The sequence below is a fragment of the Bacillus sp. FSL K6-6540 genome (genome assembly GCF_038007545.1).
Genome location: NZ_JBBOXH010000001.1, coordinates 5,648,367 through 5,661,922, shown reverse-complemented (window position 1 = coordinate 5,661,922; position 13,556 = coordinate 5,648,367). Strand labels below are relative to the sequence as shown.

Below are 13,556 nucleotides of genomic sequence, written 5' to 3'. Positions count from 1 at the left end.
TAAATGGCTAAAAAAGCGCCAGAAATGGAAGAGTATAAATATGGTTTCCGTGACGAGCACAAGGCTATTTTCCAAACCGGTAAAGGTTTGACGCGTGAAGTCGTTACGGAAATATCCAAAATCAAGAACGAGCCGGAATGGATGCTGGAATTCCGTTTGAAGGCTCTGGAGCAGTTCGAGAAAATGCCGATGCCTCGTTGGGGCGGCGATCTCGACGAGCTGGATTTCAACGATATCCAGTATTATGTAAGACCTTCCGAGAAGCAAGGCAAGACGTGGGAGGAAGTACCGGCCGAGATCAAGGAAACCTTCGATAAGTTGGGTATTCCCGAAGCAGAGCAGAAGTTCCTGGCGGGCGTATCCGCGCAGTACGAATCCGAAGTGGTTTACCATAATATGCAAAAGGATCTAGAGGATCAAGGCGTTATCTTCATGGATACCGATACGGCTCTTAGAGAGCATCCGGAGATTCTGAAAGAGTACTTTGCAACGGTCGTACCTCCGACGGATAACAAATTCGCGGCTTTGAACAGTGCGGTATGGTCCGGCGGAAGCTTCATCTATGTGCCGAAAGGCGTACAGTGCGAAATTCCGCTGCAAGCCTACTTCCGGATCAACTCCGAGAACATGGGTCAGTTCGAACGCACGCTGATCATTGCCGACGAGGACAGCTTCGTGCATTACGTTGAAGGTTGTACGGCTCCGATCTACAGCACGAACTCGCTTCACAGTGCCGTGGTTGAAATCATCTGCAAAAAGAACGCGCGTGTTCGTTACACGACGATTCAGAACTGGGCACCGAACATCTACAACCTCGTAACGAAGCGCGCGGTTGCGGAAGAGAACGCTACGATGGAATGGGTGGATGGTAACATCGGCTCCAAGCTGACGATGAAATACCCTGCTGTCGTCCTGAAAGGACGCGGTGCCAAAGGGATGGTGCTTTCCATCGCGGTTGCGGGCAAAGGCCAGCATCAGGACGCTGGGGCGAAAATGCTCCACCTGGCGCCGGATACGACGTCCACGATCGTATCGAAATCGATCAGTAAGCATGGCGGTAAAGTAACATACCGCGGTCTCGCCTCGTTCGGCCGCAATGCGGAAGGCGCGAAAGCGAACATTAAGTGCGATACGCTCATTCTCGATAATGAGTCGACATCCGATACGATTCCGTACAACGAAATCAAGAACGATAACATTACGCTGGAGCATGAGGCGACCGTCTCCAAGGTATCCGAGGATCAATTGTTCTACCTCATGAGCCGCGGACTTACGGAAGACGAAGCTACGCAGATGATTGTTATGGGCTTCATCGAGCCGTTCACCAAAGAACTTCCGATGGAGTATGCCGTTGAAATGAACCGCCTGATCAAGTTCGAGATGGAAGGTTCCATCGGCTAAATAGTTCATCATATGAAGACAGGAGCGAATCACTCAGAGATGGGTGATTCGCTCTTTTTTTTTGTGCTTGAACGTTTAAGGTATGTCACCGAGGCGTGGACGAGGACATTTATAGATTGCACAGGCCGGTTGGAAGCGTCTTCGATTTTGCCAAAATCCAATAAGATTTGATGTGAAAAACGTCACAAGGCAGACGCTAAAAACGCCAGCCTCAAGGCTGACGGTAATACTGGTTATTCAAGCAGGGAAGCAAGCGATTTAGCAGCTTCCGGATTATCTTTAGGAACACAGGTCACAACAGAATCTCTTGAATCTCGGTATGATATTCCTTGGAGAGGTCGATGAAACGATCATCGGTCTTTACAAGCGGACGGAAGTAATCCGAAGGATGGTTCATGACGATGATGCCGGATTCGCCCGTCGTCAGCAGAACCTTTTTGCCGATGAAATTCGGAAGCATTTGCTGAATGAAAGCGTGCGTCGGCTTGCCGTTCAGCTTCCCGAAGCTGAGACTGTACAGCTCGCGCAGAACGGTTAGCAGCTGCTGCTTGGACTGATAGACCCGGTTCGTTGTCATGGCGCTGTAGACATCGGCAACCGCGCAAATATGAGAGTACGGATGAATCTGGTCTGCATGGAGCGCTCGCGGATAGCCCGAACGGTCATCCCGTTCATGGTGCTGAAGCGCGACCATGGCGGTCACCTTGTCATCCATGGATTCGGCGATCATCTCGTAACCATAGATGGTGTGCAGCTTCACTTCCTCGAATTCCTCGGGGGTCAGCTTGCCGGGCTTGTCCAGGATATCCCTTGAAATCTTACTCTTGCCGATATCATGGAGATAGCCCGCCTTGCCGATTTCATAGGCTTCCTTGCCGGAGTAACCCATCCAATCCGCGATGTAGTAGGATAGCATCCCTACTTGAATGGAATGCCTGTAGGTATAATCGTCTGTTCCATTAAACAGCAGAAGCAGGGATACCACATCCGTATGCTCGTTCAGCGAGCCGACCAGTGGCTGGAAAACATCGTCTACAACGGATTCATTGAACTTTCCGGATTGGGATGCTTCCGTAAATAAGGCGGAGCATCCGTCAAACGCAAGGTTAAAGTGAGGTTTAACCTTGTTGAACGAGTCCGAAATTTCTGATAACGGATCGAGGGATACGGACAGCGCGCGCGGCTGTATTTCTATGTAATCGATGCCGTGCTGCAATAGCTTGGATATATCCTCTGAACGTAGCAAAGCTCCTTTTTGCAGAACATGAACGCCGTTAGTGTTGTAAGCATCCTGCTGTATTTGATCACCGGGTTTCAGGTCCGTGACATGTACTCTCAAATCATTGCACCTCTTGCCCTTATATAAGTAAAAAGATCAAAACTATCTTAGCAAGAAAATTATGGTTTTACAATGATATAATCGCGACTTATTGCCTAGCTATTGGGTCCCAGGGTCCGGTCTGCGCCCCTTTCCACTCCGAACCATCGTCCCATATCTCCTTCTTCCAGATCGGAACGGATCGCTTCAATTGCTCGATGGCATATCGGCTTGCTTCGTAACATGTTTCCCGATGCGGTGAAGATACGGCGATAACGACGCTCGTTTCCCCGATTCCGACCGTACCGATACGGTGGGAAATCGCGCATTTCGTGCCGGGCCATCGGCCGTGGATGTCCATGCAGATTTGCTGCATTTCTTTCAGGGCCATCGGAATGTAAGCTTCATACTCCAGCGTTACCGTTCGCATCTGACCGGTTATCTCCCGCGTCGTGCCTACAAAGGAAAGCGTTGCGCCATGGTTATCATCATGCACTTTGGCGATGGTTTCTTCCACGGACAGCCGGTGGCAGGTGATGGTGCACGTTCCGTCTGACGAGGAACTGGAGCCTGTGTCCTGCAGGTTGGTTCCGTCCCCGCCGGACACAGGCGGAATCAGAGCCACCTCGTCCCCGCTCTGAATAAGCTGATCCGGCAGCGCATATTCTTGATTGACCGCAACGAAGGCCGTGGCAATCTGGGATTGGGCATCGGGAAAAGCTTCGCTAAGAAGCAGCTTCAAATCCCCGGTCGTAAGGGGGAGGGCGGGTACGCTGAATGCAAGTGAAGCCGTGCCGATGCGATCGGCTAATCCGGCGAATAGCAGTATGGAAATGGTTGTCGACATTTTGATCACCTCGTAATTCTTATGGGCTACAATATACCATATTCTTCGCTAAAATGTTATGCTTGTAAGACCGGAAATTATCGTAAAAGTAACTTGGGAGGGGGCCGCCAGATGGGGCTTAAAAGCAATAAACAAAAGCTGACCATATTATATACCAACGATATACACAGCCATTTCGAGATGATGAGCAATGTGGCGGCACTTATTTCCCGGGAAAAGACGGCTGCCGGCGATAAGTCGATCGTGCTGGATATCGGAGACCATATGGATCGCGCATCGGTGGAAACCGAAGGCTCGATGGGGCAAGCGAATGTGGATGTCATTAATTTGACAGGATACGACGCGATTACGATCGGCAATAACGAAGGCCTGACCATTTCGTATGATGTTCTGGAGCATGTATATGCCGGACTGCAGTGCCCCGTCGTTTGCTGCAACATCAGGGAGACGGAGAGCGGCAGTCCTCCTTCATGGATGAAACGGCATGTGATCCTGGAGCGGGATGGCATTTCGATCGGGCTCACCGGCGCGACGGCAGCTTTTGCAGGATTTTATCAATTGTTAGGCTGGGAAGCAGGAGACCCGGTGGAGGCCATCGCCGAACAGGTTCGAGCGCTTCAGGGCCAGTGTGATATCGTTATCGTTTTATCCCATTTAGGACTAACGATTGATAAAAGATTAGCAGAACATGTAGAAGGCATTGATGTCATACTTGGCGGCCATACCCATCACATCCTTGAGGAGCCGCTAATGATCGGGAAGACAGCCGTATGCGGCGCGGGCAAATTCGGACAATACGTAGGTCGCCTCGTTATGGAGCGAAATGACGTTGGTGAACGGTTTACCTGCGTAGAGGGAACCTTGCTGCCTGTGGATAAAAGCTTGATGGAGCCCATCGTGGAGCAGGCCATCCTGAAACATCATGAGCTGGCCAAGGAGAAGTTAACCGAAGCCGTGGCCGTAATCGACCGCAGCCTGCCGATCCATTATGAGGAGGAATCGCCGTTTGCGAACCTGTTGGCTCAGGCCGTGCTGCAGCACACGGGTGCCGAAATTGCGATCGTCAATTCCGGGCAGCTGCTGGGACCGCTGCCGGAGGGCGAAATCAGTACCGGGATGCTGCATGGTTTGTGCCCGTCACCGATTAATCCCTGTGTCGTGAAATTGCGGGGAGAACACATCTATCAGGCGCTTGAAGAGAGTCTGCTTCCGGAGTTTAGCGGGAAGAAGATCATGGGCTTCGGCTTCCGCGGGTATCTGTTAGGGGGCCTGGCCGTCGATGGATTAAAGATCCGATATGACAAGGATGGAGAGCCTTACCGGAAGATCACGCAAATCTCCTTCAAGGGACAACCGCTGGAATGGCAGCGGGAATATCATGTGGGAACGCTCGACATGTTTACTTTTAAAATCGGATACGAGACCCTGGCGCTTGGAACGGATACGGTTTATATGCTGCCCGAGTTTATTCGAGACCTGCTGCGGAGCGAGCTTTCGCGTCCCGGATCGCTTGAAGCGTCCATGATTTCACGCTGGATATCCTGACAACCCCCGACTAACTTCCTTTGGCCGAGCATACATATGAGGAGGACAAAGGTAAGGGGAGGGGTAGGACATGGATTTTATCACGTCCATCATACTGGGGATCGTGGAAGGACTAACCGAATTCATTCCGGTGTCTTCCACGGGCCACATGATTTTGACGGCCAAAGTGCTTGGTTACGATGACCAAACACCGATCATGAAGACGTTTGAGGTTGTCATTCAGCTGGGAGCCATTTTGGCGATCGCGATTGTTTATTGGAATCGGATTTTGAATCTGCTCGGGTGGAGCCGAAGCGAGCCGTTGACCCGGAAAGTGCCTCGGAGGCGATTGAACCTGATGCATATATTTTTGGGGATTGCTCCGGCCCTGCTGGTTGCGTTTTTTGCGAGGGATTTCATCAAAAGCCTGTTCCATGCGCAGACGGTGCTGTTTGCGCTCGTTGCCGGCGGCATTTTTATGATTTTTGCGGAATGGTACAATAAGCATAAAGTCCAAGTGACCTCGCATGATATGGATGATTTGACATATAAGCAGGCCTTTCTGATTGGGATCTACCAGATCATATCCGTCTTATGGCCGGGCTTTTCCCGTTCGGGGTCCACGATCTCCGGGGGCATGCTTAGCGGTGTGAGTTATAAGGCATCGGCCGATTTCTCGTTTATAATCGCAATTCCCATCATGTGTGCCGCATCGGGATATGAATTGCTGGATTCTTACCGATATTTTACTTTAGATACGATCGGCGTATTTCTAGCCGGTTTTATCGTTTCGTTTGTTGTCGCTTATTTTGTCGTCTTGGCCTTCATGAAACTCATACAGAAGATAAGGCTTACTCATTTTGCGATCTACCGTTTTGGTCTCGCCGCCGTTTTTTGGCTGTTCATCATGCATTAAGCAGGAGTAGACACAAGAAGGAGATCCGTCTTCTTCGTATCGTGATCCACTGAAGACTAGACGCTATATCCCACACAAGTTTCAGAATAGCAGAGGAAGTGACGGATTTTGCGTCTTATACCTATCAACGCGTTGAGGCCGGGCATGGTTCTTGGTAAGAAAATATACAATAGTGACGGTTTAATCCTGCTTGCCGAGGGCGTGGAACTGACAGCCGGGCTGATCCGCCGTCTGGGCACGCTGGAACTCGGGTATGTATACATCGAGGATCCGATGACGGAGGATATCGTGGTTCCGGAGCTGTTGACCGAAGAGACGCGGCTGCAGGCGATCCAATCGATTCGGACCAGCTTCAAGAACCTGGAGAGCCAGGCTGCTCTGAAAGGCAGCTTCCTTCATTTGGGCAAAACGTTCTCCGGGATGATGGAGTCCATCATGGATGAAATTTCGGAGCATGATGAGGGCATGGTGCTGCTGACCGATATGAATACGAACGATTACAACCTGTACCGGCATTCTCTGAACGTATGCGTCTACTCGACGGTTCTTGGCGTGTCTTACGGGTATAACCGGGAAGAGCTGAGGGTGCTCGGCCTGGGGGCCCTGCTGCACGATATCGGCAAAACGCGGATAAGCCAGAAGCTGCTGAACCATCCAGGACGGCTTAGCGAGGAGGAATTTCGCGAGGTCCAGAAGCACACCGAGATCGGCTTCAAAATATTGAAGGACGAGCCCAACATTCCGCTGTTATCGGCGCATTGCGCCCTGTCACATCATGAGCGCCTGGATGGCAGCGGTTATCCCCGGGCTTTGAAGGGAACTGACATCCATGAATACGCCAAATGGATCGCGATTACGGATTCCTACGACGCGATGACCACGCAGCGGGTGTACAAGCCTGCATTGCTGCCGCACGAAGCGGTGGAGGTCATGTACGCCGGATCGGGAACGCTGTATGAACAATCATTCCTGGCCATGTTTCGGGATCGGGTAGCGATATATCCTCCCGGGATCACCGTGAAATTGCATACGGGCGAGAATGGAGTGGTATCCAGGATCCACGCGCATGTGCCGCATCGACCCGTTGTCCGCGTATTGACGGATGCCGAGGGCACCCCGTTATCCGCGCCTTACGAAGTGGATTTATCCGAGACGCTGGCCGTTATGATCGCCGGCATCGGACAGAGCACCATAGATCAAACTGGAGCATAAGGAGGTTGACTCGTGAGACGTAACGGCCATGCAACATTGCTGCATACATGGGGGCGACTGATTTACCGCTACCGTAAAGCCATTGTTGTAACCTGGCTTATTTTGTTTTGCGTGCTGCTTCCGTTTGCGTTCAAGCTGCCGTCCATATTGCAGCATAACGGGTTTACGCCGAAGGATAGCCCGGCCCAGATCGGAATCGAGAAGCTGGAGGAGGGTCTGGGATTGTCGGCAGCCTCGCTGGATATCGTCGTTGTCAGTCGACACGATGAGAACCTGACGGCAGGGACGGCGCAGAGGCGGATACTGACGGAGCTTGCGCCTTTGCGTGACCGCCCATATGTCAGGGATATGTATATGAATATGGCAGCTCATAAGGCAGGCCAGGATCATATCGTATCCGTGACGGTGCTGCTGGATCTGGATTCCTCGAAAGCCCTGCAGCAGTTTGAAGAGATCAGAGACTCGGTTCCGGGCATCACGGGAGCGGACACGTACATAACGGGAAATACCGCTATCTTCGCCGATATGAATCAAGCCGTTAAGAGCGATATTATCCATGCGGAAATGATAGGCATTCCTGCAGCCTTGCTCATCCTGGCGGTCGTATTCGGCACATTGACTGCCGCGCTTCTTCCTTTAATCGCCGGAATTGTCAGCGTGGTGGTCACGATGGGCATTCTGTATTTTGTCGCTTTGGCCGACGGCTCGATCAGCAATTTTCTTCCGAATGTCGTCACGATGCTGGGGCTGGCCGTAGGCATTGATTATGCCTTGCTGATCGTTAGCCGCTTCAAAGAAGAATTGCGGACACGGAGCGGGGATGTGGGATCCGCGCTGGCTATCACTTGCGCAACCGCCGGCAAAGCAGTGATGTTCTCGGGTGCTGCCGTGTTGATCGGTTTTGTGGCGATGAGTTTCATCGACCTGCCGATCTTCCGCTCTTTCAGCATAGGCGGCATTACCGTCGTGCTGTTCTCGGTGCTGGCCGGCAACACGCTTCTTCCGGCATTATTGGGGATGCTGGGCCCGCGCATCGATGCGCTCCCTCTCTTTCCGGCCAAACTCCGGGCGCTTCGGGGCCGGCAGACCTCGGGCATGTGGAGAAGGATCTCCGGTTTTGTTATGGCCCATCCCGTGACCATCTCTGTAGCAGCGATCGGATTGCTGCTGGTGGCGATCTATCCGGTCCGAAACATGAGCATAGCCATCCCCGCTGCCGAAGTGCTGCCCCCCGCCTATGAATCCCGTTATGGCCACGACCTGCTTGCGCAAGCTTATGACGAACGCGAATTGAATTCGATCGTTGTGGCGGTGGAGCTTCCGTCCTCCTATGCGGATCCGCACAGCATCGAGCTGATGAAGGCGTACACGGATGAAATCAGGCTCATGCCAGGCGTGAAGCGGGTAGAGAGTTATCTGAGCGTTGGCAGGGGTTCGGTGGAGGAAGTATCAAACGTTCTGTCCCGCCAAGAGATCCGCCAGCAGCTGGAGCAGCATCGTTTTGTCAGAGGAAATATGGCTGCCGTTGCCGTGACTCCGGAGCATGAGGAATCCCATGCACTCACGATGCAGCTTGTCCAAGCGCTGCGGACCATGGATACGAATGAACTGAAGACCTATGTCACCGGCAGCCCCGCGTATAAACTGGACATCATGGAAGCCATCCAGCAGAACATTTCCTACGTCCTGGTATTTGTATTTGCGGTGACTTATATCATCCTCCTCTTCGCATTCCGGTCGATCGTGCTCCCCTTAAAGGCCAGCGTCATGAACATGCTCAGCCTGGGCGCCGGACTCGGTATCGTGGTGTGGGTATTTCAGGAGGGCATTGGTGCGGAGTGGCTGGGCGTTTCCTCTACAGGGTCCATCTTCGCGCTCTTGCCGGTCCTGATATTCTGCGTGGTGTTCGGCATATCGATGGACTATGAAGTCATGATGCTCTCGCGGATCATGGAGAACTATGAACGGACGGGGGATAACGAATTCAGCACGGCCGAGGGCTTGGAGAGTACGGGCGGCCTGATTACCAGCGCGGCTCTGATTCTGGCCGTCGTTGTGGGTGCCTTCGTATTTACGGACAATGAAGTGATGAAAGCGATTGGTTTAGGCCTGACAGCAGCCATTCTGCTGGACGCGACCGTGATTCGGGTGCTGCTTGTGCCTGCATTCATGAAGATGCTGGGCAGAGCGAATTGGTGGAGTCCCGCATGGATGTTCCCAACATCTAAGCTTGCTTCCAAGGAACGTTCAGACAAACGGGGGGAAGCCGGATGATTTCCAGCCGAACCAAGCAGAAGCCTTCTGTTTGGGTATGTTATAATCATATAATGGACATGATCAAAACCGTAGAGTACATCCAAGCAAGTTGTACTGACTGAATCGGTAATTCAAAGAAATAAGGTGAGTGAACCATGAGTAATACAGCACAGCCGTTTCCATCAGCCGTAAGGCCTATTTCGCCGAGTTATGATCCGTGGGATCCGATAACTTCCCTGCGCGAGCATGGCCGCCACGTGCTGACCAGCGTGGAAATGACAGTGACGCATCTGTGCAATATGCGCTGCGAGCATTGCGCTGTCGGTGATATGCTCGTCATGAAGGAAGCCCCGATGCTGCCCCTGGATACGATGCTGAAGCGGCTGGATGAGGTAGAGCATCTGCAGACGATCAGCTTGACGGGCGGTGAACCGGCGTTTCTGGGCAAAACGGTGGATAACGTGATTGTTCCCCTGCTCAAGTACGCCAAGGAACGGGGAATCCGGACTCAGATCAACTCCAATCTGACGCTGGATATCGGCAGGTACGAGAAGATGCTGCCCTATCTGGACGTTATGCATATTTCGTTCAATTACTTGAACGGGGACGACTTTTATGAGGTCGGATTTGCGAATAGCGCTCGCCCTGTCTCCAAGGAAACGGCATACAAGATGTACGACACGATGCTGGTCAATTCCGAGAAGCTGAGCGCGGCCGGCATGTACATATCCGCCGAATCCATGATTAACTACAGAACTCATACGAAACTGGGCGGCATTCATAAGCTGATCAAGGACATGGGCTGCAAGCGGCACGAGGTTCACCCGATGTATGCTTCGAACTTTGCATCCGCGCTGCCCGTCTTGTCTTTGGCCGATACGAAAGCCGCCATCCATCATTTGCTGGATGTCCGAGACAGGGACATGTGGATGCTGTTCGGAACGCTGCCGTTCTATGCCTGCAGCTCGGACGATCATGACCAGGAGATCATTCGCCGCTTGCGGCAAGAACCGAACGTAACGGTTCGGAACGATCCGGATGGCCGTAACCGGGTGAATGTGAATTTATTCTCGGGCGACGTGTACGTAACGGATTTTGCTGATATCCCGGCTTTTGGTAATATTAAGGAACAGAAGCTGGACGATATTTTTGACGCATGGTCTACAGGGCATCCGTTGAATCAAACGGTCAACTGCCACTGCGATGCAGTGAGCTGCTGCGGCCCGAACCTGTTGGTAGCCGACATGTACTATCGGGGTGTGGATTTCAAGTCGAGAAAAGCAAAGACAAACTAGAACCCTAGAAAGAAGGCGTGTCATCATGGCAGAGGAATTTGAGGTCGGGAAACTGATTTTGAATTTACTCTTGGTTTTCCTGCTCGTTTTGTTGAACGGCGTGTTTGTAGCCGCCGAATTTTCACTCGTGAAAATGCGCCAATCCCGGCTGACCCAGCTCGTTAGCGAAGGGAACCGGCTTGCCGGCATTGCGCTGAAAGTAAACCAAAAGCTGGATGCTTATTTATCCGCCACCCAACTCGGGATTACCCTGACTTCCCTGGGACTCGGCTGGATCGGGGAGCCCGCCATTTCCGAATTGCTGGTAGCTCCCATCATGCACAGCATCGGCTTTGCGGATGAGCGGTTGATCAGCACGATATCGGTCGCGGTGGGCTTCTGTATTATCACCTTTTTGCATATTGTGTTAGGGGAGCTTGCACCGAAATCTTTGGCTATTCAGCGGACGGAGGGCACGGCACTGCTTCTGTCAGCCCCGCTTCTCTGGTTTTACCGCATTTTTCTGCCGGTGATCTGGGTGCTCAATGCTTCCGCTAACCGTATTCTGAAGCTGGTCGGCATCGAGCCCGCAAGCGAGGCCGAGGCAGCCCACTCCGAGGAAGAAATTCGGATTCTGATGACCGAGAGCGCACGGAGCGGTGTCATCGACGAGAACGAGATGAAATTGATGGACAACCTGTTCGATTTTTCCGATTTGAGAGCCAGGGAAATTATGCTGCCGAGGACGGATATGGACGTATTGTTCACCAATTTCACCTTGGAGGAGAACCTTCGGATCGTCAACGAGACGAAGCATTCCCGTTACCCGGTTGCAACGGACAACAAGGACCGCATCATCGGATTTGTCCACATTACGGATCTCCTTCTGGCAGAGCCGGAGAAACAGCGTGATCTGACATCCTTGGTGAGACCGATTATGGACGTATCGGAATCCATGGAAATCAGCCAGGTGCTGCGGAAGATGCAGGCGAGACATGAGCAGCTTGCGCTCGTGGTGGACGAATACGGAGGGACCGCCGGCATTCTCACGGCTGAGAAGATTCTGGAAGAGATTGTCGGGGACCTGTACGATGAGTTCGAAGACGAGCGGCCGGAAATCGAAGTCTATGATGAGTCCTTTTCGGTAGACGGGCGAATGCTCATCGAAGAAGTGAATGATTTGACCGGCTTGATGATTGATGAGCATGACGTCGATTCCATTGGCGGTTGGTTGTTCAAGGAGCTGGAAGGGAACCCGGCAGTCGGGAAGAGAGCCACCTTTGACGGGGTGGTCTTTGAAGTTGAGGAATCTACCCGGTTGCGCGTAACCCGCGTCATGATTCATCAGAAGCTGGAAAGCAGCCTCACCCAGAACTAGCAAGACTCTATTTGTTAGGAAGTGGATTATGTCGATTAAGCAGCTGATCTTTATCGGTCTGGGGCTCCTGTTGCTGTACGGAATGTTTACGGTCGGAGCTCCGTTCCTGTTGGCTATCGTGATTGCTATTGCACTAGAGCCGTTAAATCGGCTCTTGATGAAACGGCTCCGGCTGAACCGCATTGCGGCCGCAACCGTGACCAGCACGCTATTTCTTCTCTTGATGCTGCTTCTGGCTTATCTGATCGGGCTTCAGGTGTTTAACCAGCTGGTCGAATACTGGAGCAGGGCTCCGCAATATTTTGCGGGGGCCAATGAATTCCTTCAGCATACGATTATTCAGGCTCAGGACATGCTGAACGGCGTTTCGCCGGGCCTTGCCGACAGTCTTACCGAATTTATGTCGAATATTTCTTCCTATGTGCAGTCGCTGGTCAATTCGGTATCTTCAACCTTCCTGTCCTTTGCCAAAACGCTGCCTAACCTGTTTGTCACGTTCATCGTATTCTGCGTGGCGGTATACTTGTTTGCGTTCAGCCTCGATACGATGCGCGAAAAGGTCTTGTCGCTGTTCGACGAGTCTTCCCAGTCGCAGGTGAATGAAGTGCTGCTCAGCCTGAAAAAATCGATATTCGGCTTTTTACGGGCCCAGCTGATCCTCAGTTTGTTCACGTACGTGATCACGCTGCTCGGCTTGCTGGTATTAGGTATCAATTACCCGCTTGCCATCGCCCTGCTTGTCACGATTGTCGACATCCTGCCGATCCTTGGCGTAGGCTCCGTACTGATCCCATGGTCCATTTACCTGCTCGCGGTAGGCGATATTTTTACTGGGATCGGCTTGATTTTCCTGTTCATTCTGATTACGGTGATCCGCCGCGTGCTGGAGCCGAAGGTCATTGGGGATGCCGTCGGCATCGGCGCATTACCGGCCCTGGTCAGCATGTATGTCGGATTTAAGCTGGTTGGCGTGATCGGATTTTTTATCGGCCCCCTGGTCGTCATTATCTATTCCGCCATGCGTAAAGCGGGCTTGTTCCAAATCAAGATCAAATTCTGAGGACAACTTGATGCAACCCTTTTCCCGGGAATATTCCAGGGAAGAGGGTTTTTTTGTCATTTTAGAGTTCATTTTCTGGGCGGAAGACATATGTTAAATACGAAGAGCCCTTGATAACGACGGATAGTAACGATAAGGAGGAATACCCTTGAAGGAAAACCCTGAGGTGCGCGTATACCCGGTATTTCATTCGCCATTTGATCCATGCCCGCCCAAGCTCTACAGAACGTATGTGGTGCCGGTTAACCAGTATGTCGTGTTTCAGCCGCCCGGCCTGCCGCAGTTTAGCCCTGCCGAGGCATTGAGACACGGAACGTTATGGCCGTCCTTGTATAGCCCGTATACCTCGCGAAAATTTAAAGGAGAGTGA

11 protein-coding genes are annotated in these 13,556 nt (G+C 52.2%); 9 read left to right on the top strand and 2 right to left on the bottom strand.

Annotated features, from left to right (window positions below):
- The first annotated feature begins 3 nt into the window (after positions 1 to 3).
- Entirely contained in the window at positions 4 to 1,401 is a 1,398-nt protein-coding gene (gene sufB, locus MHH82_RS25120; RefSeq protein ID WP_015737014.1) for a Fe-S cluster assembly protein SufB, read from the top strand.
- 292 nt (positions 1,402 to 1,693) lie between these two features.
- Here the strand turns inward: sufB and MHH82_RS25115 are convergent, their stop codons facing one another.
- Together MHH82_RS25115 and moaD are read right to left on the bottom strand one after the other, a co-directional pair.
- Positions 1,694 to 2,740 (bottom strand): HD-GYP domain-containing protein, encoded by a 1,047-nt coding sequence (locus MHH82_RS25115; protein ID WP_009595790.1) that lies wholly within the window; start codon positions 2,738 to 2,740, stop codon positions 1,694 to 1,696.
- 88 nt (positions 2,741 to 2,828) lie between these two features.
- Positions 2,829 to 3,566, bottom strand: coding sequence for a molybdopterin converting factor subunit 1 (moaD, locus tag MHH82_RS25110; RefSeq protein ID WP_015737013.1), 738 nt, complete (start codon positions 3,564 to 3,566; stop codon positions 2,829 to 2,831).
- A gap of 111 nt (positions 3,567 to 3,677) precedes the next feature.
- Between moaD and MHH82_RS25105 the strand changes: the two genes are divergently transcribed.
- From MHH82_RS25105 to MHH82_RS25070, 8 genes are all read left to right on the top strand, one after another.
- Positions 3,678 to 5,111 carry a bifunctional metallophosphatase/5'-nucleotidase gene (locus MHH82_RS25105; protein ID WP_015737012.1) on the top strand — a complete coding sequence of 478 codons (1,434 nt, stop codon included), beginning with the start codon at positions 3,678 to 3,680 and terminating at the stop codon, positions 5,109 to 5,111.
- A gap of 70 nt (positions 5,112 to 5,181) precedes the next feature.
- Positions 5,182 to 6,006, top strand: a complete 825-nt coding sequence (locus MHH82_RS25100) for an undecaprenyl-diphosphate phosphatase (RefSeq protein WP_015737011.1) — start codon at positions 5,182 to 5,184, stop codon at positions 6,004 to 6,006.
- A gap of 108 nt (positions 6,007 to 6,114) precedes the next feature.
- Positions 6,115 to 7,218, top strand: a complete 1,104-nt coding sequence (locus tag MHH82_RS25095) for an HD-GYP domain-containing protein (protein WP_015737010.1) — start codon at positions 6,115 to 6,117, stop codon at positions 7,216 to 7,218.
- 12 nt (positions 7,219 to 7,230) lie between these two features.
- A complete protein-coding gene (locus MHH82_RS25090; RefSeq protein WP_340968356.1) occupies positions 7,231 to 9,492 on the top strand; it encodes an MMPL family transporter in 2,262 nt (753 codons plus the stop codon).
- A gap of 137 nt (positions 9,493 to 9,629) precedes the next feature.
- Positions 9,630 to 10,769 (top strand): radical SAM/CxCxxxxC motif protein YfkAB, encoded by a 1,140-nt coding sequence (gene yfkAB / locus MHH82_RS25085; protein ID WP_009595820.1) that lies wholly within the window; start codon positions 9,630 to 9,632, stop codon positions 10,767 to 10,769.
- 25 nt (positions 10,770 to 10,794) lie between these two features.
- Positions 10,795 to 12,126 carry a hemolysin family protein gene (locus MHH82_RS25080; protein ID WP_015737008.1) on the top strand — a complete coding sequence of 444 codons (1,332 nt, stop codon included), beginning with the start codon at positions 10,795 to 10,797 and terminating at the stop codon, positions 12,124 to 12,126.
- A 28-nt stretch (positions 12,127 to 12,154) separates the two neighbouring features.
- On the top strand, positions 12,155 to 13,186 hold the full coding sequence (gene ytvI, locus MHH82_RS25075; RefSeq protein ID WP_009595724.1) for a sporulation integral membrane protein YtvI: 1,032 nt from the start codon (positions 12,155 to 12,157) through the stop codon (positions 13,184 to 13,186).
- Between the two features lie 148 nt (positions 13,187 to 13,334).
- Complete coding sequence (locus MHH82_RS25070; protein WP_015737007.1) at positions 13,335 to 13,556, top strand: spore coat associated protein CotJA; 222 nt, start codon at positions 13,335 to 13,337, stop codon at positions 13,554 to 13,556.

Excerpts from the sequence above, each read along its gene's own strand:
- sufB (WP_015737014.1), top strand. The coding sequence starts at position 4 with ATGGCTAAAAAAGCGCCAGAAATGGAAGAGTATAAATATGGTTTCCGT.
- moaD (WP_015737013.1), bottom strand. The coding sequence starts at position 3,566 with ATGTCGACAACCATTTCCATACTGCTATTCGCCGGATTAGCCGATCGC.
- MHH82_RS25105 (WP_015737012.1), top strand. The coding sequence starts at position 3,678 with ATGGGGCTTAAAAGCAATAAACAAAAGCTGACCATATTATATACCAAC.
- MHH82_RS25100 (WP_015737011.1), top strand. The coding sequence starts at position 5,182 with ATGGATTTTATCACGTCCATCATACTGGGGATCGTGGAAGGACTAACC.
- yfkAB (WP_009595820.1), top strand. The coding sequence starts at position 9,630 with ATGAGTAATACAGCACAGCCGTTTCCATCAGCCGTAAGGCCTATTTCG.
- MHH82_RS25080 (WP_015737008.1), top strand. The coding sequence starts at position 10,795 with ATGGCAGAGGAATTTGAGGTCGGGAAACTGATTTTGAATTTACTCTTG.
- ytvI (WP_009595724.1), top strand. The coding sequence starts at position 12,155 with ATGTCGATTAAGCAGCTGATCTTTATCGGTCTGGGGCTCCTGTTGCTG.